Genomic DNA, 24,162 nt, shown 5'->3' with positions numbered 1-24,162 from the left:
GCGTGGGGACGGCCCCGTTGTCGGCGCGCCCATCACCAGTCCCACATCCCGCCGTCTTCCAGGCGCGCGACCGGCAGTTGCTTGGGCGTGTATGGGTACTTCGCGGCCAGCGCCTCGTCGATGTCGACGCCGTGCCCGGGCGTGTCGCCCACGTGCAGCCGGCCGGCGCGGAATGCGTAATCGTGTGGGAACACTGCCAGGATCTCCTCGCCATGGAACATGTATTCCTGAATGCCGAAGTTCGGCACCCAGGTATCGAAATGCAGCGCTGCGCCCATCGTGACCGGCGACAGGTCGGTCGCGCCGTGGAAGCCGGTGCGCACCTGGTGCAGGCCGGCGAAATCGGCGAGCCGGCGGATGTGGGTGATGCCGCCGCCGTGGACGATCGTGGTGCGGATGTAGTCGATCAGCTGCCGCTCGATCAGGTGCTTGCAGTCCCAGATCGAATTGAACACCTCGCCCACCGCGAGCGGGGTGACCGAATGCTGGCGGATCAGTTCGAACGCGGCCTGGTGCTCGGCCGGGGTCGCGTCCTCGAGCCAGAACAGCCGATAGGGCTCGACATCGCGGGCCAGGCGCGCCGCTTCGATGGGCGAGAGCCGGTGATGCACGTCGTGCAGCAGCTCGACCGTATTGCCGTGGTCGGCGCGCAGTTGTTCGAACAGCCTCGGTGCCGTTTCCAGGTAGCGCGGTGTGTTCCAGACGGTCTCGGCCGGCAGCTCGCTTTCGGCCGGCTCGTAGGGTTTGCCGGCCGTGGAGATGCCGTACGCCTTCTTGACGCCCGGCACGCCGCACTGGGCGCGCACGGCCAGGAACCCGCGCTCGAGATACATGCCGACCTCGTCGCTGGCCTCGGCGATGTCGCGGCCGTTGGCGTGCGCGTAGACCAGCGCGCCTTCGCGCGAGCGGCCGCCAAGCAACTGGTACAGCGGCATGCCGGCCATCTTGCCCAGGATGTCCCACAGCGCGACGTCGACCGCGGCGATCGCGGTCATCGTTACCGGCCCGCGCCGCCAATACGCACCGCGGTACAGGAACTGCCACAGGTCCTCGATGCGGCCCGCGTCGCGGCCGATCAGGTTCGGCACGACGTGGTCCTGCAGGTAGGCGGCGACCGCAAGCTCGCGGCCGTTGAGCGTGGCATCGCCCAGGCCGTAGATGCCTGAGCGGGTGACGATCTTGAGCGTGACGAAGTTGCGGCCGGGACAGGTGACGATGACGCGCGCCTCGACGATCTCGCGATCGTGGCGGCTGCTGTGGTGGCTGGGTTCGGTGTGGACGGACATGTGGACGACTCTGGATGCGATGGTGGTGGCGGATGAGGGCATCTCCCGCGCCTGGGTGGCCCCCATCCGCCTTCGGCACCTTCCCCCGCACGCGGGGGAAGGCTCTGGATGTCAACGGATCTCGATCTCGAACGGCCCCGGCGGCTGGCCAGCGCGGTCGAACAGATTGACCAGCGGGTTGTCGGCCCAGGCATAGCGCACGCGGACCGGCGCAGGAACGCCCGGCGCCTGCAGGTGCACGCGGTCGCCATCGAGCGTGGCCTGCGCCCAGCGGCAGCTGCCGGCGCCCGCACCGCACAGTTCGAAGCCGACCGGCCCCGGCGCGCCGTAGGCGACCAGGCCACCATCGACCGCGTCGAACGTCACCACGACCGTGCCGGCCTCGCGCCGGGCGCTGCGCGGCACCGGGCCGCTCGGCGCCAGCGTCTCGCCGTAGACCGCGTGGCGTGCAGCGCGCGCGAGCCGGCGGCCGATCGCCTGCTTGTTGGCCGGGTGGATGTCGTCGGCCTCGCCCAGGTCGATGGTCACCGCGAGCGCCGCATGCGGCTCGGCGGCGACCCGGCGTTGCGCTTCGCGCAGCGTCGCCCAACCGCTCTCGCCTGGCGCCTGGGTCGGCGCGCCGTAGTTGGGCAACTGCACCACCAGGAACGGCAAGATTGGATCGCCGAAGCGCATGCGCCAGTCGTCGCGCAGGCCGCGCAGCTGGTCTGCGTAGGCGCCGGCCTCGCCTGTGTTCGCTTCGCCCTGGTACCAGACCACGCCCCGCACCGCAGGACCGCCCAGTGGCGCGATCATCCCGTTGTACAGCGTCGACAGGCCCGCCGCGGACTGCCAGGGCGCACGCGGCGGTGCGCCGGTTTCCGGCGGCACGATGCGGTAACGCCAGCCGGGGTCGAGCGGCACGACCGCGCCGTCGGCCAGCCGCAGCCGGTGCGCGGACGCCGGCCTGGCCAGTCCGCCCTCGCGGTAGGTGTCGAGCACGTTGACGACGATCGTGTTCTCGCCCGCGCGCAGCAGGCCATGCGGCAGCGGGTACTCGCGCGGGGTACCGGCGCCGTAGCTGCTGCCCACCGCGGTGCCGTTGACCCAGGTCAGGTCCATCTCGTCGGCGGGGCCGAGCAGCAGCGTGGCGTCCTGCGCCGCCTGCGCGGCGGTCAGACGCACCGACGTCCGGTACCAGACCATGCCGTCGAACGTCGCCAGTTCGGGCACGCCCCATCGCTCCCACGCGCCGAGCGCGTGCGGGGCTTCGCGCCAGTCGCCGGACACGGTCTCGGTCCAGGGCCGGTCGTCGGCGGACACGCCCGGCGCCTGCAACCACCACGCGGCCCAGCGCTCGCCCCAGCGCGCGGCAGCCTGCATCGGGTCGTCGTGGTAGAGCGCGAGCACGTCGAGGTCTTCGTCCGGATGGCCGCCCGCGCGCAAGGCCTCGCCGCTGGTCCAGGCCTGGACGCGCGAACCGCCCCATGCGGCTTCGATCAGCCCCATCGGCACGTCCACGGTCTTGCGCAGTTCGCGGGCGAAGTAGTAACAGGCGGCCGAAAAGTCGCGCACGCTCTCCGGCGTGACCGGTTGCCAGGCGGTGGGCTCGGGGAAGCGCGCCAACGGCACCGGGCTGCTCACCTGCGGTACGGTCAACAGGCGAATTTCGGGCACGTCGGCACTGGCGATCTCGGCGCGGGCATCGAGCGAGCGCCAGACCTGCAGTTCCATGTTCGACTGGCCCGAACACAGCCACACATCGCCGACCAGCAGGTCGCGGACGGTCCGGGTGGTCTCGCCGGCGCGCACGGTCAGGGTGTGCGGGCCGCCGGCCGGCAGGGCTGGCAGTTCGGCCTGCCAACGACCGCTCGCGTCGGCGCGTGCCTGCGCGCGGCGGTCGGCAAGCGCCAGGTGGACCACGGTGCCGGCCGGCGCCTCGCCTTGCAGACGCAAGGGGCGATCGCGCTGGAGAACCGCGTGGTCCTGGATCAGCGGATGCAGCAATGCAGCCTCGCCCGTGTCGGCGTGGGCGAGCGGTGCGAGCGCGAGCAGCAGCGCGAGCAGGACATGGGGGCGGGCAAGGCCTCTGCCCCCACGCGGCGCCGGTGGCGCCGACCTCCCCCGCACACGGGGGAGGTGCGCGAAGGCTGGCGTCGACGCGCCTGGATGCAGCTCCAGTGCACGCCCGCGATCCTGTGCGGACTGCGCGAGCGCACGCACGCCGTTCTGTGCGGAAGGCGCGACGGCCCGTGCGCAGCCCGGTGCGGACTGCGCGACCGCACGCCCCCAGTCCTGTGCGGAAGGCGCGACGGCCCTCCCGTGATGCTGCGCGACATGCTCGACTGCCCTCTCCCGGTGCTGCGCGACATGCTCGACTGCCCTCCCCCGCATGCGGGGGAGGGTTGGGTGGGGGCGGCCGTTCATCGGGTGTCTCCCGGTGCGTGCGGAAATTCGAGCGACTGGTAGTCCGCCAGCGGGTGCGTCGGCGGGGCGATGCCGTCGGGAAGCGGACGGCCGGAGATCGACTGGAAGTACGCGATGCTGGCATCGCGCCACCATTGCGCTTCCTGCGCCTGGATCGCGAGGAACGCGGCGACCTGCGCATGCCGCTCGGCATCGATGCGCCCGTCCAGGCCTGCCCAGGTCTCACGCATGCTGCGTACCGTCGCGACGCCACGGTCGTAGTGGTGCACCAGTTCGTCCCACAACGGACGCCCCGATGCCATCGGGCGGTCCCAGGGGACATGGTGGAACCACAGCAACAGCGACTCGGGCACGCGGTCGGGATCGTCGAACACGTCCGCGACCGGCGGGGCGTACTGCGAGACTGCATCGCTGCCGCGGCGGCTGCGGTCGAAGCCGATGCCCGAGCGGGTGGCGCGGTGGTAGTAGACCGAGGTCCAGTCCGCGCGCGGGCCGCCCTCGACCCACGGGCCGGGGCCGTAATGGTGGCCGCGGCCCATCAGGTGGTGCAGGCCGAGCGCACCGGTGTAGTCGACCACGGCCTCGCGCGAGCCCATCATCATGCCGACGATCGGCGCGACCACCGCCGGGTCGTTGCCGAACGTCATGCGGGTCCATTCCTCGGCGATGTCGCGCGACGAATGCTCCGGGTTCCAGGCCAGCCGCCCGTAGGCGTACCAGTTGGCCTGGTCGAAGTGCGAGCCGCTCCAGTTACGGTCGGTGCCGATGTTGGCCACACCGGCGATGCCGGTCAGCGCGCTTCTGCCAGGCACATCACGGTCCAGCGAGCCGTCGATCACCCGCGCGACGGTCGCGCCCTCCCCCCGCACCTGCGTATCGGCGCGCAGCACCTCCTCGTACAGCGGCCCGAGGTAGGCCAGGTGCGTCGAGAAGCCGAGGTACTCCTTGGTGATCTGGAACTCCATCATCAGCGGGGTCTTCGGCATCGCGCCGAACAGCGGATGGAACGGTTCGCGCGGCTGGAAATCGATCGCGCCGTTCTTGACCTGCACGATCACGTTGTCGCGGAACGCGCCGTCATGCGGCACGAACTCGGTGTAGGCCTGTTTGTGGCGGTCGTCGGGTTCGTCGTGGGAGTAAACGAACGCCCGCCACATCACGATGCCGCCGTACGGCGCCAGCGCATCGGCCAGCAGGTTGGCGCCGTCGGCATGCGAGCGGCCGTAGTCCTGCGGGCCGGGCTGGCCCTCGGAGTTGGCCTTGACCAGAAAGCCGCCGAAGTCCGGGATCGCCGCATAGATCTCCTCGGCCTTGGCCTGCCACCAGCGCTGGACCGCGGGGTCAAGCGGATCGGCGGTCTGCAGCCCCCCGATCTCGATCGGCGCGCTGAAGCGCGCGGACAGGTACACGCGAATGCCCCAGGGCCGGAAGATGTCCGCCAGCGCGGCGACCTTCTCCAGGTACATCGGCGTCAGCACGTCGGCGTTGGCGTTGACGTTGTTGAGCACGGTGCCATTGATGCCGATCGAGGCGTTGGCGCGGGCGTAGTCGGTGTAGCGCGGGTCGCGCCAACCGGGCAGCCGGTGCCAGTCCCAGATCGACTGGCCGGCGTAGCCGCGCTCGACGTGGCGGTCGAGGTCGTCCCAGTGGTTGAGCACCCGGCGCTCGATCCGTGGCGCCTCGCGCAGGTCGAGGTTGGCGATCGGCTGGCCGGTCTGCAGCAGCCGCAGGAACGCGAATGCGCCATAGAGCGCGCCGACGTCGGTGTTGGCGGCGACGACGGTCGCCGGATGCCCGTCCACGCGCGTCGAACGGATCAGGTAGCCCGCCTGGCCGAGGTCGCCCAGGTCCAGCGCCAACCGGGCGATCGCTGGCAGCGACTGCGGCGTTCCCACCAGCAACGCGCCGGTGCGGTCGATGCGGCCGGCCAGGGTAGGCGCCCGCCCCTGCAGCCCCCGTAGGCCTCGCAGCAGTTCATCACGGGTCGCGCGCTGGGTCGGCGTCGCATCGGGGGTCGTCAGCTGCGAGACCCGCGGCGCCTCGGGTCCGCGCCCGGCCCCTGCCTCGGCGTAGCGCAGCCACAGCGCATACCCGTCCTCGGCCTGCGCCGGCACCGGGCCGACCAGCGCGACCAGCGCCAGCACCGCCGCCGGCCACGCCGGCCGGATCCAGTCGCGGAACCAGATAGTTAGCGGTAACATCCCCAACATCCCATCACCTCCCCTTGGACGGCTTCACTCCAGTTCCCTTAGCCTTGCGGACGGGGCCTGCACACCGCCGTCCGGACGAAGGAACGCTTTTGGACAAGCCGAAGAAATCGGTCCGCCGCAAGACCCGCGGCGTCACCATCGATGAGGTCGCCGCACTGGCCGGTGTGTCGCCGATGACGATCTCGCGGGTCATCAACGGCCAGGGCAAGGTGCGCGATACCACCCGAGAGCGGGTGATGCGCGCGGTGCGCGAGCTCAACTACACCCCCAATCTGGCGGCCAGCTCGCTTGCCGCCGCGCAGCACACCCGCATCGCGCTGATCTACACCAACCCCAGCGGCGCGTACCTGCGCGAACTGCTGGTCGGCTTGCTGCGCGTCGCCTCGCGCACCCCGATCCAACTGGTGGTCGATTACTGGGACGACCTCGATGCCGAGGCCGAGCGCAAGGCCGCGCGCGCCCTGGGCAAGCGCGTCGATGCCGTGATCCTGCCGCCGCCGCTGTGCGAATCGCGCGCGGCGGTGACCGAGTTCGTACGCGCGGGCATTCCGGTCGTCGCGATCGCCTCCGGGCGCTTCAGCGACGATATTTCCTGCGTGCGCATCGACGACTTCCGTGCGGGCAAGGAACTGGCCGAGCACATGATCGAACGCGGCCACACCCGGATCGGCTTCATCAAGGGCCGCGCCGATCTGAGCGCGAGCACCCGGCGCTTCCAGGGCTTCCAGGCCGCGCTCGAGGATGCCGGGATCGCGTTCGACCCGACGCTGGTGCAGCAGGGCGACTACACCTACCGCTCGGGGCTGAAGGCGGCCGAGAAGCTGCTGGCCCATCGCAAGCCGCCGAGTGCGATCTTCGCCAGCAACGACGACATGGCCGCCGCGGCGATCTCGGTCGCCCATCGCCGCGGGCTCGACGTACCGCGCGATCTGTCGGTCGTCGGCTTCGACGACACCTCGGCCGCGACCACCGTGTGGCCCGAGCTCACGACCATCCACCAGCCCATTGCCTCGATGGCCGACGCGGCGATCGACATGTTGCTGCGCGGAATCCGTCGCAACGATGCCAGCACCCGCGTGCTCACCGATCGCGTGGTGCCGCACCGGCTGGTCGCACGCGATTCGGTCGCCGCCCCGCCCAAGAAGAAGTAGCGCACCCTGCCCGCTTGCGGCGCGCCCGAGGGGCGCGCCGGTGACAACGCTCGCGATGGCGGGCAGACGGTGCATCGGGCTCAGCGCAGCAGGTACTGGTTGAGCAGGTTCTCGTACGCCTCCTGGCGACCGCTGCGCTGCTGCGGCTCACCCGCCTTGGCGGCGATCGCATGCAGGTCGCTCAGCGACAGCCGGCCCTGCTCGAACGCCTGGCCATCGCCGCCATCGAAGCTGGCATAGCGGTCGCGGCGCCATTGCTCCCACGGCGACTCGTGCAGCAGCGCATGCGCCACTTCAAGGCCGCGCGCAAACGCATCCATGCCGCCGATGTGCGCAATGAACAGGTCTTCCATGTCGGTCGATTCGCGGCGCGGCTTGGCATCGAAGTTCAGGCCGCCTTCCAGGCCACCCTGGCGCAGCACCACCAGCATCGCGCCGACCGTGTCGTACAGGTCGGTCGGGAACTGGTCGGTATCCCAACCGTTCTGCGCATTGCCGCGATTCGCGTCGATGCTGCCAAGCAGCCCGTGGTCGGAGGCGACCTGCAGGTCGTGCTCGAAGGTGTGCCCGGACAGCGTTGCGTGGTTGGCCTCGATGTTGAGCTTGAAATCCTTGTCCAGTCCGTGCGCCTTCAAAAAGCCCGCGCAGGTCGCGCTGTCGAAGTCGTACTGGTGCTTCATCGGCTCCATCGGCTTGGGCTCGATCAGGAAGTTGCCCTTGAGCCCGATGCTGCGTCCGTAGTCGCGCGCCATCGTCAGGAACCGCGCGAAGTGCGCCAGCTCGCGCTGCATATCGGTGTTGTGCAGGCTGGCGTAGCCTTCGCGGCCGCCCCAGAACACGTAGTGCTCGCCGCCCAGTTCCACGGTCGCCTCCAGCGCCGCCTTGACCTGCACCGCCGCCCGCGCGACCACCGCGAAGTCCGGGTTGGTCGAAGCGCCGTTCATGTAGCGCGGATGCGAGAACAGATTCGCCGTGCCCCACAGCAACTTCATGCCGGTCGCGGCCTGACGTTCCTTGGCCAGCGCGACCATGTGCTTGAGATTCTTCTCGTACGCGCCGATGTCGTCGGCGTCGGGCGCCAGGTCGACGTCGTGGAAGCACCAGTACGGCACGCCGAGCTTGGTGAAGAACTCGAACGCGGCATCGAGCTTGGCCTCGGCCGCCGCCAGGGGCGCACCGCCGTCCCACGGGAAGCGCCGCGTGCCCGGACCGAAGGGATCGGCGCCGGCATTGCAGAACGTGTGCCAGTAGCACACCGCAAAGCGCAGGTGCTCGGCCATCGTCTTGCCGCCGATTGTCTTGCCGGCGTCGTAGACCTTGAAGGCCAGCGGATTGTCGGAGGCCTTGCCCTCGAAGGGGATCTGGCCGATGCCGGGGAAGTATTCCCGGCTGCCGATGAAGGGGGTCGTGGTCATATGCGGTCCCGTGTTGGCGTGGAGTGGACGGATCGGCAGGCGCTGTGCGCCTACGCGGCCGGCGGCGCGGCGTACAGCGGCCGCACCGCGTCGAGGTGGTCGGTGAAGCGTCGGTAGGCGGCGCGGTAGGCCGGCGCGCGGCTCGGCTCGGGCGTGCATGCGCGCGCGGGATCGGTCGCGACATGCGCGGCCGCCAGCGCTTCCATCGATGTGGCATCGCCCTGCGCGCGGCCAAGCGCCCACAGCGCCTGCAGCGCCGCACCGAACGCCGCGCCCTCGCCCTGCACCGGCACATCCACCGGCAGCGCGAACACATCGGCGACCAGTTGCCGCCAGGCCGCGCTGTTGGCGCCGCCGCCGGTCAGCACGATGCGATCGAACGCCATGCCGGCCGACACGAACGCGTCGAAGCCGTACTTCAGGCTGTAGGTCGCGCCTTCCATCGCCGCGCGGTACAGATGCGCGGCGTCCATGTTGTGCGCGGACAGGCCGGTCAGCACGCCGCGCCCCAGCGGCAGGTCGGGCGTGCGCTCGCCGTTGAGGAACGGCAGCAAGGTCAGCCCGCCGGCGCCCGGTGCGGTCGCGTCGATATGCGCATCGCCCTCGCGGGTCGAAAAGCCGAACATGCGTGCGACCTGCTCGGTCGCCACCGTGCAGTTCATCGTGCAGATCAGCGGCAGCCAGCCGCCGGTCGAGTCGCAGAATGCGGCCCAGGCGCCCGAGTCCGATACCACCGGCGTATCGCTGTAGGCGAACAACGTCCCCGAGGTGCCCAGGCTCATGGCCAGCCGGCCCGGTACCACGCAGCCGGTGCCGATCGCCGCCATCATGTTGTCGCCGCCACCGGCCGACACCCGCAGTTGCGGCGACAGCCCGAGTTCGGCGGCGATCTCGGACCGGACCGGGAACAGCGCATCGGCCTCGACCAGCGGCGGCAGGCAGGCCGACAGGTCGCGCTCGGGGTCGGTGGCGGCCAACAGCGCCGGCGACCAGTCCCGCGTGCGGACATCCACCCAGCCGGTGCCCGACGCATCGCCGTGCTCCATCCAGCGCGCGCCGGTGAGCCAGACGTTGACGTAGTCGTGCGGCAGCGCGATCGCCGCCAGCTTCGCGTAGGCCTCCGGTCGATGGGCTTTCGTCCACGGCAGCTTGGAGGCGGTATAGCCGGCCAGGATCGGGTTGCCGGCCTGCGCGATGCAGGCCGCCACGCCGCCGACCGCGTCCATGATCGGTGCGCATTGTGCGCTGGTGCTGGTATCGCACCACAGCTTGGCCGGTGCCAGCACCTGCCCTTCGGCATCGAGCGGCACGAAGCCGTGCTGCTGGCCCGAAACGCCGAGCGCGGCGATACGCGCACGCAGCGTCGGGTCGACTGCGGCAAAGCAGCCACGGATCGCATCGAGCCAGTCCGATGGATGCTGCTCCCGGCTGCCGTCATCGCCCGCGATCAGTTCCAGCGCCCGGCCCTGCAGCGCCAGCACCTGCCGCGATGCCGGGTCGTAGACCACGAGCTTGACACTCTGCGTGCCCAGATCGAGACCGGCGACGAGGCTCATGCGCGCACCCTCGACAAGAAAAAGTTAGCGCTACCATTCTTCGGGCTAAAAAAAACGGCACGGCTTGGAGCAGGCAGCGGCATGGGCGCGCTCGGCGTCAATCGGCGGTGCAGGCACTGTAGCCATTTGTCGCCGAACATGCTTGCTGCGGTGCGCCATCGACGTGCGTTGCGTGGCGTCCACTCAGCGCGCCCGCAACCACGCCTGGCCGTCGCCGGCACATTCCGGCGTGAAGCCGCGGACCTCGACGCCCGGCAACAGCAGCCCTTCCAGTTCCGACAGGCGGCGGATCCACTGCGATTCGGCGATCACCGCGATGCGGTCGAAACGCCGCACCGCGCGCAGCAACGCCGGCAACCGCGAAAACTCGACTGCGACCGCACCGAAAGACGGCAGGTCGACGTTGCGCACGCGATAGAGCAGCGCGCCGCCCTCGATGCCGTCCGCGCCCTCGACGAACGCATCGATCAGTCCCGCCATCGTCTCCCGGTCGAACCGGCCGTCGATCTCGACGTCGATCCGATCCGGCGCCACACGGATCACAGTGAACATGCCGGCCTCGCCTCTATCGGTCGAATGCGAAGCTAGACCGCCGCGCGTCAATAGCGAGCGAATGACGCATGCGTCGACTCGGCGACGCACGCACGACCTGCCGCGCGACCGACCGTCGCGACGGCAGCGCCGCGACATCGCCCATCAAGCCCTCGATGGCAGCGTCCCGCCGCCCTGCCCGCTGCTGCGCGCCAGAAGGCGCAGCAGCAGCGCCGCGACACACGCCGCCGCGACGTTGCAGGCCATGCCGGCGACGAAGGCATCGGCGTAACGCGCACGCAGGTCGTCGCCGACAGCGCCCGACAGCGCCGCGCCGAACACCATGCCGACGATCGCCACGCCGAAGGCCGCGCCGACCTGCTGCAACGTCGAGACCACGCCCGAGGCCATGCCCGCGCGCGCCGCATCGACGGTGCCGAGTACGAGATTGAGCAGCGGCGTCATGATCAGCCCCTGCGCAGCGCCGACGACGACCAGCGTCGGCACTAGGTGCGCAGGCGACAGCGCCCCGCCGGCGCTGTACACCTGGCCGACGAGCCAGGCGAGCGAGACGGCATAGACCACCGCCGCGACCGCGAGCGCCCCCGGGCCGAAGCGGGCCACCAGCCCCGGCGCCGACAGCGACGCCAACACGAAGCCGACGCTGCACGGCGCGAACAACAGCCCGGCCGCCAACGGGTCGAGTCCGAAGCCCGACTGCACGAGCAACGCAAAGCACAGGAAGAACGAACTCGAGGTCGAGTAGACCAGCAGCACCAGCAGGCCACCGATGGCGAACTGCCGATCGCACAGCAAGCGCATGTCCACCAACGGGTCCTGACCGCGCAGACGGCGCCGGACCTGCTGTCGCGCGAACACGGCAAGCAGGACGGCACCGGCCACCAGCGCGATCCGCATCCAGGCCGGCCAACCGTGCGCGGGCCCTTCGAGCAACGGCACCAGCAACAACCCCAGCCCGGCACCGACCAGGGCCACGCCGCCCCAATCGAGGGTCGGGCGCTCGGGCGCGCGCGATTCGGGCACCAGGCGCGCCATCGCGATCGCCAGCACGCCGATCGGGACATTGATCAGGAAGATCGTGCGCCAGCCCAGCCCGGCGATGTCGGCATGCACCAGCCAGCCGCCCAACACCTGGCCGGCGATCGCGGCCAGACCCAGGGTCATACCGAGCAGACCGAACGCACGGCGGGCGGCGGCCCCCTGGAAATGCACGCGGATCGAGGCGTAGACCTGCGGGAACAGCAACGCCGCCGCCAGCCCCTGCAGCACCCGCGCGGCAATCAGGACGCTGGCATCGGGCGCAAGTCCGCACAACGCCGAGGCCAGCGCGAACCCCGCCATGCCGACCACGAACAGTCGGCGACGGCCATGGCGGTCGCCGAGCCGGCCGCCTGCGATCAGCAACACGCCAAACGCGAGCTCGTACCCGGCGACCACCAATCCCACCTGCGCCAGGCTCGCGTCCAGCGTGGCCTGCATCGACGGGATCGCGACATTGACCACGAACAGATCGAAGATCGTCACAAAGCCTGCGAGCAGCAGCACGGCCAAGCCCAGCCAGGGCGGGCGGGCCGTGACGGCCACATCGGCGGCATTGGGAACGGGCGGTGACGCAGCGGCGCGGCAATCGGGCATGACGAGGGTCCGAACAAGGGAACCGGAGTCTGGCGCCGCCGCAATCCGGTTACAATTTGTCGGTTTATGGTGTTACTGGAAGCAACCGGTGCCCGATCGATGAGTCGCCTGCAACGCGCCCGCCCCGAACTGTCGAGCTTCCTGCGGACCTGCCGCGCGCGCCTGTCGCCGACCGATGTCGGCCTGCAGAACGGCGGCCGTCGGCGCACACCGGGCCTACGCCGCGAAGAGGTTGCCGCGCTCGCGGGTGTGGGCCTGAGCTGGTACACGTGGCTCGAACAAGGACGCGACATCGGTGTTTCGTCGACGTTCCTCGACAACCTGGCACGGGTGCTGCGGCTCGATGCCGCCGAGCGTCGCCACCTCTACCTGCTCGCGCACGCGCGGCCGCCGGCCGAACCCGGGCGCACGTTCTGCCAGGTTCCGCCGCTGGTCCGGCGCTTGATGGACGATCTCGCCCCGCACGCGGCGCATGTGCTCAACCTGCGCTGGGACGTGCTGGCGTTCAATGCGCCGGCCGATGCGCTGTTCGGCTTCGGTACGCATCCGCCCGAACGCCGCAACCTGCTCTGGTTGCTGTTCACCGATGAGCGCATGCGCACGCGCATCGTCGACTGGGACATCCAGGCCCGCGCCATGCTCTCGAGCTTTCGCCGCGACCATGCCCGCGGCGCGCAGGATGCCGACGCCCAGGCCCTGGTCGAGTCCCTGCGCCGGGCATCGCCGGCGTTCGCGGCCTGGTGGGCGCACCACGATGCCGGCGCACCCTGCAACGGGGAGCGCCGGCTGTGCGTGGACGGCGCGCCGGCCGTCTTCGAGCACACGATGCTGACGATCGACGAGGAACGTCACCTGCGCCTGGTGATCCATGCGCGACGCGACCCGGCGGCCGGCTGATCACGGCCGCCATCCGTCGTCGTCAAGGCCGCGCGGCCCCGCGGCCGTGCTCGTCAGGCCAGCGTCGCGACCGCGATGAAGCGCCAGATGCCGAGCCCGGCCATCGTCAGCAGCAGCGCGAAGGTCAGCATCGCGCCACCGAAGCGGCCGATCGAATAGCCGGCCGAGCCACCGAGCCCGACGGCGTGCAGCACGCGCGCCAGCAACAGCGCCAGGCCCAGGGTCCACAGCAGCCGGGTGTCGAACGCGGCGAGTTCGAGCAGCGCCAGCATCAACAGCGCCAACGGCACGTATTCGCCGAAGTTGGCCTGCACGCGGATCTTGCGCGCCAGGACCGGGTCGCCGCCGGTGCCGATGCCGACCTTGGCACTGCCGCGGTGCAGCGCCACCCGCACCGACAGCACGACGTACAGCACGACATGCAGCGATGCGATCAATAGCGAGATGCGCGGGGTCATCGTGCGTGCTCCATCGTGTTCGCTTCCTTGGCTCGTGTGAGGTCCGTACGCGCCCTGCCGCCGTTCGCCGCCGGCTCGACCTTCGCCGCGCCCACCGGATTGCGCGGGTCGCTGCCGCCGGTCAGCGTGCCGTTGACGCGGTTCCACAGCACGGTCTGCAGGTTACCCCAGACGTGGCTCGAACCCCGTCCTCCGGCGGCGCGATCGCCTGGCAGGTCGACGGTGTGGCCCATCGCGCGCAGCCGCGCCGCGGTGTCGGCGGAGAATGTATCGGACTCGGCCGAGATTGTGTCGGGCATCCACTGGTGGTGATAGCGCGGCAGCGCCGCGACGGCCTGGGCGTCGAGTCCGGCGTCGTAGCCGAGTACACCCAGCAGCACCATCGTGATGATCCGGCTGCCGCCGGGCGTGCCCAGCACCGCGACGCGGTCGGGCGATTCGAGGAAGGTCGGCGTCATCGAGCTCAGCGGACGCTTGCCCGGCCGCGGCGCATTGGCATCGAAGCCCATGACCCCGAACGCGTTGGGTACGCCGGGCTGCAGCGCGAAGTCATCCATCTCGTTGTTGAGCAGCACCCCGGTGCCGGGCGCGACCAGGCCGCTGCCGAACAGCAGATTCACCGTCTGGGTGACCGCGGCGCGGTTGCCGGCGGCATCGACGATCGAGAAGTGCGTGGTCTCCTCGTCCTCCAGCGGCGTGGGATCGCCCGAGAGCAGGTCGCTGGGCGTGGCCTTGGCCGGGTTGATCGTCGCACGCAGCCCGGCGGCGTAGTCGCGGCTGCGCAGCGTGCGCTCGGGGATCTTCACAAAATCCGGATCGCCCAGGTAGAACGTGCGGTCGCGGAACGCGCGGCGCATCGACTCGACGACCAGATGCGTACGCGCGGCATCGTCGAGCGCCGGCAGGTCGTAGGGCTCGAGGATCTGCAGCATCTGCGCCATCGCGATGCCGCCCGACGATGGCGGCGGTGCAGTCGTGACCGTCCAGTCGTGGTAGCGGAAACGGATCGGCGCCCGCTCGACGACGCGGTAGCCGGCGAGGTCCTCGGCAGTCCACTGCCCGCCCTCAGCGTTCACGCCGGCGACCAGCTTCTCGCCGGTCGGCCCGCGATAGAAGCCGTCGAACCCGCGCTCGGCGAGCAGCCGCAGCGTCTGCGCCAGCTCCGGCTGGCGGAACAGATCGCCCTCCTGCGGCGCTCGGCCGCCGGCCAGGAATACCGCGCGCGTGCCCGGGTACCGCTCCATGACCTGGCGCCGCGACTGGTAGCCGCGCGCGAACCGGGCATAGACCGGGAAGCCGGCCTCGGCGATCCGGCTCGCCGGGGCCAGCGACTGCGCCAACGGCAGCCGGCCGTAGCGCTCGGCGATGTGCACGAACGCGGCCGGCAGGCCGGGAATGCCGGCCGACCAGGGGCCGTTCTCGGCACGATCGCGGTCGAACTGGCCATCCGCGGTCCGATAGCGATCGGGGTGGGCGCTGGCCGGCGCGGTCTCGCGCGCGTCGATGAACACGTCGCGCCCGGAGGCGGCATCGTGCAGCAGGAAGAAACCACCGCCGCCCAGGCCCGAGGAGATCGGCTCGACGACCGACAGCACGGCCGAGGTCGCGATCGCGGCGTCGAACGCGTTACCGCCTTCGCGCATCACCTGCAGGCCGGCCTCGGTGGCCAGCGCATGCGCCGAAGCGACCGCGTTGCCCGGCGGGGTCGCCTGCGACTGCGCCGCGACCGGTGCGGACTGCGGGCGGACGTCGCGCGCGCACGACGGCGCGACGGCCAACAGCAGCAGCGAGAGCAGCAGCACCGGCAGGCCGGCAGCGGAGACACGGAAACGGCTCATGACGACTCCTGCTGCAGGCGCGCGAGCTTGGCCAGCAACTCGGCCTGGGTTTCGGGAAGGTCGGGGTCGGGATCGATGCACTCCACCGGGCACACGACCACGCACTGCGGCTCGTCGAAATGTCCGACGCACTCGGTGCAGCGCGCCGGATCGATCACGTAGATCTCTTCGCCCTGCGAAATCGCCTGGTTCGGACACGCCGGCTCGCAGACGTCGCAGTTGACGCAGAGCGCATTGATCTTCAGGGACATCCGCACATTGTAATGAGTGCGGCGGCGCGCAGCGTTCCATCGCTGGAACCGGGTCGCCCAACGGGCGTGGCGTGTTCGCCAGGCCCGGAAGCAGCGACGCCGCCGTGCCGGGAAGGCAACGACGGCGTCGTGTGGCGCGGGAACGCCGGCCGGGCCGGCGCCCCGATGCTTACTTGGCGGTGTCGACGAACACGTACTCAACGCCAGCCGGCTCGACGGCGGCCTTGACGCGGGCGTTGTCGGCTTCCTCGCCGATGAACAGCACGCGCACGCCCTTCATCGTGCCCGGCTCGACTTCCTCGAACGAGGCGACGGTCAGGTCGGCGGTGCGCGCCGAGTTCAGCCCGGCGTAGATCAGCAGGTTGCCGCGCACGATGCCGCGGGCCACGTCCAGCTTGGCCTTGTCGAGCAGGCGCTCGTAGTTGCCGTCGACCGGGGTGGACAGGTCCGAGGCCTCGCCGTCGGCCGGGGCCTGGGCGTCGGCGGGCGGCGCCTCGGTCATGTTGGCCGGCGGCGGCGGCACCAGGTAGACGTAGGGCGAGTTGTTGATGCCTTCCATGTGGCGGCTGGCGACCTCGTTGAGGTAGGCATTCCACGCCGCCTTGTCCTCGGTGGTCGGGGCCGCGGCCGGCGCGGCCTGCGCCTGCTGGGGTTCTTCCTTCTTGCCACAGGCCATGACTGGCAGGACCAGGCAGGCGATCAGCAGCGCGCGGGTGATGGACTTCATGGCATTCCCTCTTGTTTCTCTTGCGTTTGGATGGGCAACGTCAGCGTTGCGAGTGGTTGCGCAGTGCGCGATCGACCGCGGCGGGCACGAACCCCGACACGTCGCCGCCGAGGCGCGAGATCTCGCGCACCAGCGTGGAGGAGATGAAGCCGTACTGCTCGGCCGGCGTAAGGAACAGCGTCTCGACCTCGGGAATGAGGTGCCGGTTCATGCTCGCCAGCTGGAACTCGTACTCGAAGTCCGACACCGCGCGCAAGCCGCGCAGCAGCACGCCGGCCTCGACCTGCGCGACGAAATGCGCAAGCAGCGAGTCGAAGCCGAGCACTTCGATATTGTCGTGGTGGGCCAGCGCCTCGCGCGCCAGCGACACGCGCTCGTCGAGCGACATCGCCGGGCGCTTGGCCGGGCTTTCGGCCACGCCCACGATCAGGCGTTCGAACAACGGCGCCGCCCGGTCGACCAGGTCGACATGGCCGTTGGTGATCGGGTCGAAGGTGCCCGGATACACCGCGATGCGTTTGCGACTCGCACTCATGGCTGACGTTCGCTGTCGGGAGGCAGGGGTGCGGCGTGGCGCGGGCGCAAAGTGTAGCAGCGCCGAGCGCGGTTCAGCCGTCGCGGCGCCAGAGCGCGCAATGCGCCTCGCGGGTCGCCAGTTCCCGATGCAGGCGCCAGCCGGCGGGCGGCTGCGCCGGCCGTGCCACCGGCGACTCGACATACAGCCAGGCCTGAGGCGCGAGCGCGGCATCGAGCGCAGCCAGCGCCGGCGCCCACAGGTCGGCGGCGAACGGCGGATCGACGAAGGCGATATCGAATCCGGCCACCGGCAGCGCCGCAAGCAGCGGCAACGCGTCGCCCCGACGGACCTCGACCGCGTCGCCGCCGGGCAACCGGGCGGCGATCGCCGACAACGCGGTGGCCAAGGCCGGGTCGCGCTCGATCAACAGCGCCGAGCGCGCCCCGCGCGAGACCGCCTCCAGCCCGAGCGCACCGGTGCCGGCGAACGCATCGACCACGCGCGCGCCCGGCAATGCCGGCTGCAGCCAGTTGAACAGGGTCTCGCGCACGCGGTCGCCGGTCGGACGCAGACCGGGCGCGTCGGGCACGTCCAGCCGCGTGCCGCGCCAGCGACCGCCGACGATGCGGACCCTGCCGGAGGACGGTTTCATCGGCGCCCCGCTGCACGGGGCGTGGAAAATGCGGGTGATACCATGCGCGCCATTCTCCCCCATCCAGGCTCCGACGGCCGCATGGTCAGCTGGTTCAAGCGCGACAAACCCCAATCCGAGGGCGGCCGGCGCCGCCTCACCGACGAGGAGATCGCCGCTGCGTTCGGCGCGCCGACGGCCACGCCACCGGTTGAAGCCCCGACGCCCTCCACGGATGTCGCGCCCGCGCCGGCGGCAGCGCCCGTGGCAGTGCCTGCGGCTCCGTCGGCGCCCATCCCGGCCACGCCTGCCGCACCGACGCCTGCACCTGACACCTCGATTGCCGCGACCTCGACGCCGGCCGCGACGCCGATCGCGCCGACCGCCTCGCCCGCTGCCGCCGATGCGCTCGCGCCGACTTCCGAGCCGGTGACGCCGCCACCGCCGCCGCCGCGCCCTGCGATCTACGACCCGGCCGCGGCGATGGCCGAGGTCGTGTTCGCGACCAAGCCCGCCGCCGCGGCCGGCAAGTCGGGCTGGCGCGAGCGGCTGAGCGGCAGCACCTTCGCCCGCAGTTTCGGCGGCCTGTTCTCGCGCAACCCCAAGCTCGACGACGACCTGCTCGACGAGATCGAGACCGCGCTGCTGACCGCCGATGTCGGCGTGGCGGCGAGCACCGAGCTGGTCGAATCCCTGCGCAAGCGCATGAAGGCGCGCGCGTTCGCCGACGCCAATGCGCTGCTGCAGGCGCTGCGCGCCGATCTGGTCGCAATGCTGACCCCGGTCGCCACGCCGCTGACGATCGACCGGGCCGCCAAGCCGTTCGTGATCCTTACCGTCGGCGTCAACGGCGTGGGCAAGACCACGACCATCGGCAAGCTCGCCAAGCGCTTCAAGGACGAGGGACACGGCCTGATGCTGGCCGCCGGCGACACCTTCCGCGCCGCCGCGGTCGCCCAGCTCAAGGCCTGGGGCGAGCGCAACAACGTCGCCGTGGTCGCCCAGGGCCAGGACGCCGACCCGGCCGCGGTCGCGTTCGATGCGCTGCAGGCCGCCAAGTCGCGCGGCATCGATGTCCTCATCGCCGACACCGCCGGCCGCCTGCACACCCAACAAGGCCTGATGGGCGAGCTGGGCAAGATCCGCCGCGTGCTCGGCAAGATCGATGCCGCCGCGCCGCATGAGGTGCTGATGGTCATCGACGGCACCACCGGCCAGAACGCGCTGTCGCAGTTGCGGCAGTTCAATGCCGCGGTCCAGGTCACCGGCCTGGTCGTGACCAAGCTCGACGGTACCGCCAAGGGCGGCGTGCTGTTCGCGCTGGCACGCGAGTTCGGCATCCCGATCCGCTTCGCCGGCATCGGCGAACGCCCCGAGGACCTGCGCGTGTTCGATGCCCAGGCCTTCGTCGACGCGATGCTGCCGGAGACGCTCGGGACGTGAGCGCCTCGGGGCAGGCGCCGGCCGCGCCGGTGCCGCCGCGCCGCCGTCGGCGCGGGCTGAAATGGCTGATGGGCATCGCGGTTCTGCTCGCGGCGGGCATTGCCGCGATCTGGCTGCTGCTGCCGCCCGAGCGCGCATTGCGTCTGGCGCTCGCACGGCTGGAGCCCGCGCTGGGCCTGTCGATCCGTTTCGACGGCGCCGTCGATTACCGCCTGCGCGGCACCCCGCAACTGGTGGTCCACGACGTGACCGTGCGCGTCCCCGGCACCCAGGCGCCGATGCTGCAGGCCCGACGCGTGCTGCTGGCGCTGCCGTGGAAGACCATCCGCAGCCGCGGCGCCGATCTGGAGATCGCGCGCGTCGAACTCGACGGGCCACAGCTGCAACTGCCGATGCTGCTGCACTGGCTCGACACGCGGCCGCCGGGCGACGGTGCCCTGCCCCCGTTCACCGACGGCCTGCACGTGCGCGACGGCAGGCTCGACGCCGAGGGCTGGCGTATCGAGGGGCTGACCCTCGATGTCCCGTCGCTGCACGCCGAGCGCGCATTGGCCGGTCAGGTTGCGGGCACCGCGATCGTCGATGCGTTGCGTATCCCGTTCCGCCTGCGGCTGCGCACCGACCGCCCGCTCGACTTCTCCCGCATCGAGGCGCGCGGCACGCTGTCGGTCGACGGCGGCGACGGGCGGCTCGACACCCGGCTCGCGCTCGACGCAACACGCGTCGAGCCCGATGCGCCCGGCCTGACACTGGCGCCGCTGCGCGTGGCGATGGACGCGCGCTGGCGTGCCGAAGGCACCGACCTGCCGTTCGCGTTCGGCCTGCAAGGTCGGATGGCGTTGGCGGACGGACGCCTGGTCCTGGCGCCGATCGGGCTGGCGACCCGCGCCGACGGCGTCGTTCCGACTTTCTCCGCCGGTGGCCGCATCGCACACGACGACGTGCTGGAGATCGCACTCGACGGCCGCATCGCGCATTGGCCGGCGGGCTGGCCCGCGTTGCCGGCCCCGTTGTCGCAGGCCGACGGCCCGCTGCCGTTCTCGATCCGCTATACCGGACCTGCGACGCTGGGCGCGCCGCTGTCGCTGCGCGTGGCCCATGCCGGCGCGCGTTTCGACGGCAGCGCAAGGGTGCCCGAGGTGCTGCGCTGGCTCGATGCGCTCGACAGCGGCACGCCGCTGCCGCCGCTGCGCGGGCAACTGCGGATCGATCGCCTCGAGGTGCCCGGTGCGACGCTTGAGGGCGTCGAAATCGACGTCGACGACGGCGACGCGCGATGACGACGTCCTACGCCGCCCGCCTGCTGGCCTGGTTCGACGTCCACGGCCGCCACGACCTGCCCTGGCAGCATCCGCGCACGCCGTACCGGGTGTGGCTGTCGGAGATCATGCTGCAGCAGACCCAGGTGCGGGTGGTGATTCCGTACTTCGAGCGGTTCGTCGCCGCACTGCCCGACGTGCGCGCGCTGGCCGCCGCCCCGCGCGACGATGTCCTCGCGCTGTGGTCGGGGCTGGGCTACTACGCCCGCGCGCGCAACCTGCAGGCCGCCGCCCAGACCTGCGTCGAACGGCACGACGGCGAGCTGCCGCGCGACTTCGACGCGCTGCTCGCACTGCCCGGCATCGGCCGCAGCACTGCGGCGGCAATCCTGTCGCAGGCCTGGGGCGACCGCTTCGCGATTCTCGACGGCAACGTCAAGCGCGTGCTCGCGCGTCACCATAGCGTTTCCGGCTGGCCCGGCCTGCCCAAGGTCGAGAAGACGCTGTGGGCGATCGCCGACACACTGCTGCCGCAGGCGCGAATGGCCGATTACACCCAGGCGCAGATGGATTTCGGCGCCACCCTGTGCACGCGCCATTCGCCGGCCTGTCTGCTGTGCCCGGTCAACGACGACTGCGTGGCGTTCGCCCAGGGCCGGGTCGAGGAACTGCCCACACCCAAGCCGACCAAGACACTGCCTGAGCGCGAAGCGACCGTGCTGCTGCTCGAGGACCGCGATGGCCGCGTGCTGCTGCACCGCCGGCCGCCGACCGGGGTGTGGGCCGCGCTGTGGTCGTTGCCGCAGGGCGAGGATGCCGACGCCGCACTGGCCTGGCTGGATGCGCATGCGCCGGACGTGATCGACGCCGGCGACCGCGACGCGCCGCGCAGGCTGCAGACCGTGCAGCACGGCTTCACCCATTACCGGTTGCAACTGCATCCGCTGCACTGGGCCGGCCTCGCCCCGCGCCGCGCCGTGCGCGACAATGACGACCTGCGCTGGGTGGCCCGCGACGAACTCGCGACGCTCGGCATTCCCGCACCGATCCGCACGCTGCTGCTGTCGCCGCGCGTTGCGCTGGAGGACTGACATGAGCCGACGCGTCCACTGCGTCCACGACCAGACCGAGACCGAGGGCCTGGATTTCATCCCCTGGCCTGGCGAACTGGGCAAGCAGGTCTTCGCCAGCATCGGCAAGCCGGCCTGGGCGCGCTGGCTGGCACACCAGACCATGCTGATCAACGAAAACCGGCTCTCGCCGCTCGACCCCAAGCACCGCGCCTTCCTCGAAGGCGAGATGCGCAAGTATCTGTTCGAGCGGCAGACCGCCCGCCCGATGGGCTACGTGCCCGAATCGGAAGGCTGAGCGGCCGGCGTCGACGTATCGGACGGCCGGTCGAGCGAGGGCCCGCCCTCGCGGTTGTGCTTTTCGGCCGCACGCACCGCCTTGACGTCGAGCGGCCGGATCTGGCGGATGTGGCAGGGCATGCTGATCGCACTGCGGCTGTACACGAGCACCTTGTCGAACCGCGCATCGACCCGGCTCATGGTGCTGGTCAATCCGATCGCCGGCGTGTAGTCCATATCCTGGCACGGCCCCGACAGGTCGAGCAGAAAGGCCTCGCCCGGACGCGTCCAGACCGCGAGCGCGCTGTCGCCCAGCGGCGTCCAACCGTTGATCTGACCCAGGTAACGGAAATGGTCGACCGGCGCGCCGGCATGCGCGTCGTAGAGCGCGTACTTCTCGGTGTCGCGGAGCCCGGTGCTGGCGCAGGCACCGAGCGTCAGCGCGGCGACCAGCGCGGCAGCGAATGGGGCGGAATGGCGGCGCATACGTAACCTCCTTCGATCTCGCGCGGTATCGGTCACCGATCATGCGCCCACCTGCGCGGCAATCCAGACCCCGGCGGGGCGGCGTTCAGCGGCCGGCGGGCTGCCGGCCTGAGGTCCTCGCCTACCTACCTGCCCATCCCCAGCGCGCGCAGGCGCGGCGTGGCCATCGGGATCGTGAGCATCGTGCTCATCACCGCCATCAGCAGCAGCGCGGTGAACGTCGCGCTCGAGATGATGGCCTTGTCGAGCAGGATGTTGGCGAAGATGATCATGATCAGCGCCTTGGTCTGCAGCAGCCAGCCGATCAACGAGGCTTCGCCGGGCGCCCACTTGAGCAAGCGGCCGGCCAGATGCACGCCAGCGAGCTTGCCCGCCACCGAGGCCACCAGCAGGACCAACGCAGCAACGAAGACCGTGGCGCCGCCGACACTCCATTCGGTGCGCAGGCCGGTGCTGAGAAAGAACACGGGCATCATCACCAGCAGCACGTTGTGCCGCAGCCGATCCATGTCCTGCTGATCGAACCAGTCCGCGTCGATCACCACGCCCGCCAGGAACGCACCGACCATATAGTGCAGGCCCGACCAGTCGGCGCCGAAAGCGCACACGGCCAGCCAGATCAGCATTACGTACCAGCGGTCGCGTTCGGGAATCGCCCGCATCAGGCGCCGGAACACCACGCAGGCGACCGCGAACGCCAGCAGGAAGCCGACCTGGCGCCCGATGCGCTCCCAGTCGAGCAGCACCAGGGCCAGCACGCCCCAGATGGCGATGTCGTCGAGGCTGGCGTAGCGCAGGATGCGTTGCCCGACCGGCTGGCGCAGGATGGCGAGCTTCTCCATCAGCAGGATCAGGATCGGCAACGCCGTCACCGCGCAGGCCATGCCCACGCCGACGACGAACTGCCAGTCCGCGCCCTCAGCGCCAATCCAGCCCGGAAAACGCAGCAGCCCGAAGGCCGCCAGCGCGCCGAACACCAGCGGCACGCCCAGCGCCAGGCCCGCGGTGATGCCGCTCTCGCGGCGGTTGAGCCACGCCTTGCTCAGATCGAGCTCGATCCCCGCGATCAGCACGAACAGCATGACCGCCCAGGCGCCCAGCCCGTTGAGGATCTGCACCACCTCCGGCCGGAACACGAAGGTGTAGTAGCCGGGGAATACTGCCCCGAGGATGCCGGGCCCGAGCACGATGCCGGTGAGGATCTGCACCACGACCAGCGGCGCGAAGTAGTCCGTGCGCCCCAGGCGCCAGATCAGGAACGGCGCACAGAAGATGATCGCCATCGCGATCAGGAACACTTCCATGGTGGTGACTGCGTGCATGCGCATTGTCCTTCAGCCGCCTGTCGGCAGCGAAGCGCGGATTATCGGGTGACGCTCAGGCCGTGTCATTGGGTCGCAGGGCTGCTATGACACTGCCGCCGTTAGCCGTCGAGCGACCACATCCCCTCATAGTCCTGACCGCCGTAGAACACGCCGAGGATCGAGACCACTTCCCGTTCGGCATCTACAAGGAACGCAATCACAGCTGCGCCACGGTAACTCGTGATCCGAAGGCCCGGAAACAGGTCGTCTCGCTTTGTTCCCCGCTCCGGAAACGTCTCCAAGCTCTCGCAGTAGGCGACGATGGCGTCGACGTAGCGGACGGCCGAAGCAGGTGCCCCGGCATTGATGATGTACTCCTCGATCGCAGCGAGTTGGGCCACCGCCTCCGGAGCGAACTCGACCCGGTGGCTCATGCGCGGCGCCGGCGCTTCTCTGTTAGTTGCTCACGGGCCTGGCCAACTGACAACGCGCGTCCCGGGGCGTCCTTCAAGGCTTGGGCCACCGGCACCACCTGCTCGCGCAACCACGCCTCCATCGCCCGATCGCGGGCCAGCAGCGTGCGCAAGCCATCCCGGATCACCTCGCTTTCCGTCGCGTACTCGCCGGCAGCGACCTTGGCCTTGACCAAGTCGGCCATCTCATTGGGGAGCGTGATGCTGAACTGCTGGGTCGAACGCATGGCGACAACCTGAACTATCGAATAGGATTCAATCCTACTCTCGGCGCAGGGCCATTGCCACGCCCGGCTTCAGGAAGCAAACCCTGCGAGG

Annotated in this window: 23 protein-coding genes; 6 read left to right on the top strand and 17 right to left on the bottom strand. The window is 70.5% G+C overall.

Annotation, left to right across the window (positions count from 1 at the left end):
* Positions 1 to 32 precede the first annotated feature (32 nt).
* From manD to ABE487_RS00665, 3 genes are all read right to left on the bottom strand, one after another.
* The gene (gene manD / locus ABE487_RS00675) at positions 33 to 1,286 is read right to left on the bottom strand and encodes a D-mannonate dehydratase ManD (protein ID WP_346443799.1); all 1,254 of its coding nucleotides are present in this window, start codon (positions 1,284 to 1,286) and stop codon (positions 33 to 35) included.
* A 111-nt stretch (positions 1,287 to 1,397) separates the two neighbouring features.
* Complete coding sequence (locus ABE487_RS00670) at positions 1,398 to 3,332, bottom strand: sialate O-acetylesterase (RefSeq protein WP_346451000.1); 1,935 nt, start codon at positions 3,330 to 3,332, stop codon at positions 1,398 to 1,400.
* A 356-nt stretch (positions 3,333 to 3,688) separates the two neighbouring features.
* The gene (locus ABE487_RS00665) at positions 3,689 to 5,893 is read right to left on the bottom strand and encodes an alpha-glucuronidase family glycosyl hydrolase (RefSeq protein WP_346450891.1); all 2,205 of its coding nucleotides are present in this window, start codon (positions 5,891 to 5,893) and stop codon (positions 3,689 to 3,691) included.
* Positions 5,894 to 5,991: 98 nt separating this feature from the next.
* Here ABE487_RS00665 and ABE487_RS00660 point away from each other — a divergent pair, with 98 nt between their 5' ends.
* On the top strand, positions 5,992 to 7,053 hold the full coding sequence (locus ABE487_RS00660) for a LacI family DNA-binding transcriptional regulator (protein ID WP_346443800.1): 1,062 nt from the start codon (positions 5,992 to 5,994) through the stop codon (positions 7,051 to 7,053).
* Positions 7,054 to 7,133: 80 nt separating this feature from the next.
* Here the strand turns inward: ABE487_RS00660 and xylA are convergent, their stop codons facing one another.
* The 4 genes from xylA to ABE487_RS00640 all read right to left on the bottom strand — a co-directional run bounded on the left by xylA (position 7,134) and on the right by ABE487_RS00640 (position 12,211).
* On the bottom strand, positions 7,134 to 8,468 hold the full coding sequence (xylA, locus tag ABE487_RS00655; RefSeq protein ID WP_346450889.1) for a xylose isomerase: 1,335 nt from the start codon (positions 8,466 to 8,468) through the stop codon (positions 7,134 to 7,136).
* A 50-nt stretch (positions 8,469 to 8,518) separates the two neighbouring features.
* The gene (xylB, locus tag ABE487_RS00650) at positions 8,519 to 10,024 is read right to left on the bottom strand and encodes a xylulokinase (protein ID WP_346450887.1); all 1,506 of its coding nucleotides are present in this window, start codon (positions 10,022 to 10,024) and stop codon (positions 8,519 to 8,521) included.
* 183 nt (positions 10,025 to 10,207) lie between these two features.
* Entirely contained in the window at positions 10,208 to 10,576 is a 369-nt protein-coding gene (locus ABE487_RS00645) for an STAS/SEC14 domain-containing protein (protein WP_346450885.1), read from the bottom strand.
* Between the two features lie 144 nt (positions 10,577 to 10,720).
* Positions 10,721 to 12,211, bottom strand: a complete 1,491-nt coding sequence (locus tag ABE487_RS00640) for an MFS transporter (protein ID WP_346450883.1) — start codon at positions 12,209 to 12,211, stop codon at positions 10,721 to 10,723.
* 99 nt (positions 12,212 to 12,310) lie between these two features.
* Here ABE487_RS00640 and ABE487_RS00635 point away from each other — a divergent pair, with 99 nt between their 5' ends.
* Positions 12,311 to 13,108, top strand: a complete 798-nt coding sequence (locus tag ABE487_RS00635; protein WP_346443808.1) for a helix-turn-helix transcriptional regulator — start codon at positions 12,311 to 12,313, stop codon at positions 13,106 to 13,108.
* Positions 13,109 to 13,161: 53 nt separating this feature from the next.
* Here the strand turns inward: ABE487_RS00635 and ABE487_RS00630 are convergent, their stop codons facing one another.
* The 6 genes from ABE487_RS00630 to rsmD all read right to left on the bottom strand — a co-directional run bounded on the left by ABE487_RS00630 (position 13,162) and on the right by rsmD (position 17,551).
* Positions 13,162 to 13,566 carry an MAPEG family protein gene (locus tag ABE487_RS00630; protein WP_346443810.1) on the bottom strand — a complete coding sequence of 135 codons (405 nt, stop codon included), beginning with the start codon at positions 13,564 to 13,566 and terminating at the stop codon, positions 13,162 to 13,164.
* Entirely contained in the window at positions 13,563 to 15,404 is a 1,842-nt protein-coding gene (ggt, locus tag ABE487_RS00625; RefSeq protein ID WP_346452854.1) for a gamma-glutamyltransferase, read from the bottom strand. The genes ABE487_RS00630 and ggt overlap by 4 nt, the downstream gene beginning before the upstream one ends.
* Positions 15,401 to 15,655, bottom strand: coding sequence for a YfhL family 4Fe-4S dicluster ferredoxin (locus tag ABE487_RS00620; RefSeq protein WP_183425916.1), 255 nt, complete (start codon positions 15,653 to 15,655; stop codon positions 15,401 to 15,403). The genes ggt and ABE487_RS00620 overlap by 4 nt, the downstream gene beginning before the upstream one ends.
* A gap of 169 nt (positions 15,656 to 15,824) precedes the next feature.
* Positions 15,825 to 16,382 carry a hypothetical protein gene (locus ABE487_RS00615; RefSeq protein ID WP_346447775.1) on the bottom strand — a complete coding sequence of 186 codons (558 nt, stop codon included), beginning with the start codon at positions 16,380 to 16,382 and terminating at the stop codon, positions 15,825 to 15,827.
* A gap of 40 nt (positions 16,383 to 16,422) precedes the next feature.
* On the bottom strand, positions 16,423 to 16,917 hold the full coding sequence (gene coaD, locus ABE487_RS00610) for a pantetheine-phosphate adenylyltransferase (protein ID WP_346443814.1): 495 nt from the start codon (positions 16,915 to 16,917) through the stop codon (positions 16,423 to 16,425).
* Positions 16,918 to 16,990: 73 nt separating this feature from the next.
* Positions 16,991 to 17,551 (bottom strand): 16S rRNA (guanine(966)-N(2))-methyltransferase RsmD, encoded by a 561-nt coding sequence (rsmD, locus tag ABE487_RS00605; RefSeq protein ID WP_346443815.1) that lies wholly within the window; start codon positions 17,549 to 17,551, stop codon positions 16,991 to 16,993.
* An 81-nt stretch (positions 17,552 to 17,632) separates the two neighbouring features.
* Here rsmD and ftsY point away from each other — a divergent pair, with 81 nt between their 5' ends.
* From ftsY to ABE487_RS00585, 4 genes are read left to right on the top strand one after another with little or no spacing between them, the layout of a single operon-like run.
* Positions 17,633 to 18,973 carry a signal recognition particle-docking protein FtsY gene (gene ftsY / locus ABE487_RS00600; protein WP_346443838.1) on the top strand — a complete coding sequence of 447 codons (1,341 nt, stop codon included), beginning with the start codon at positions 17,633 to 17,635 and terminating at the stop codon, positions 18,971 to 18,973.
* Positions 18,970 to 20,253, top strand: coding sequence for a hypothetical protein (locus tag ABE487_RS00595; protein ID WP_346450879.1), 1,284 nt, complete (start codon positions 18,970 to 18,972; stop codon positions 20,251 to 20,253). Before ftsY ends, ABE487_RS00595 begins: the two co-directional genes overlap by 4 nt.
* Positions 20,250 to 21,323, top strand: coding sequence for an A/G-specific adenine glycosylase (gene mutY, locus ABE487_RS00590; protein WP_346450877.1), 1,074 nt, complete (start codon positions 20,250 to 20,252; stop codon positions 21,321 to 21,323). The genes ABE487_RS00595 and mutY overlap by 4 nt, the downstream gene beginning before the upstream one ends.
* A gap of 1 nt (position 21,324) precedes the next feature.
* On the top strand, positions 21,325 to 21,600 hold the full coding sequence (locus ABE487_RS00585; protein WP_346450875.1) for an oxidative damage protection protein: 276 nt from the start codon (positions 21,325 to 21,327) through the stop codon (positions 21,598 to 21,600).
* Here the strand turns inward: ABE487_RS00585 and ABE487_RS00580 are convergent.
* The 4 genes from ABE487_RS00580 to ABE487_RS00565 all read right to left on the bottom strand — a co-directional run bounded on the left by ABE487_RS00580 (position 21,576) and on the right by ABE487_RS00565 (position 24,071).
* On the bottom strand, positions 21,576 to 22,067 hold the full coding sequence (locus ABE487_RS00580; protein ID WP_346450873.1) for a DUF6491 family protein: 492 nt from the start codon (positions 22,065 to 22,067) through the stop codon (positions 21,576 to 21,578). The genes ABE487_RS00585 and ABE487_RS00580 overlap by 25 nt on opposite strands.
* 125 nt (positions 22,068 to 22,192) lie before the next feature.
* The gene (locus ABE487_RS00575) at positions 22,193 to 23,389 is read right to left on the bottom strand and encodes a cation:proton antiporter (RefSeq protein WP_346450871.1); all 1,197 of its coding nucleotides are present in this window, start codon (positions 23,387 to 23,389) and stop codon (positions 22,193 to 22,195) included.
* 101 nt (positions 23,390 to 23,490) lie between these two features.
* Positions 23,491 to 23,805 carry a type II toxin-antitoxin system RelE/ParE family toxin gene (locus tag ABE487_RS00570; RefSeq protein ID WP_346450869.1) on the bottom strand — a complete coding sequence of 105 codons (315 nt, stop codon included), beginning with the start codon at positions 23,803 to 23,805 and terminating at the stop codon, positions 23,491 to 23,493.
* A complete protein-coding gene (locus ABE487_RS00565; RefSeq protein WP_346450867.1) occupies positions 23,802 to 24,071 on the bottom strand; it encodes a type II toxin-antitoxin system ParD family antitoxin in 270 nt (89 codons plus the stop codon). The genes ABE487_RS00570 and ABE487_RS00565 overlap by 4 nt, the downstream gene beginning before the upstream one ends.
* Between the last annotated feature and the right edge of the window lie 91 nt (positions 24,072 to 24,162).

Origin of the sequence: Luteimonas sp. TWI596 (assembly GCF_039674105.1) — a bacterium.
Classification (GTDB): Bacteria; Pseudomonadota; Gammaproteobacteria; order Xanthomonadales; family Xanthomonadaceae; genus Luteimonas.
The sequence above is the reverse complement of the archived record's forward strand: the minus strand, read 5'-3'. Positions and strand labels throughout refer to the sequence as shown.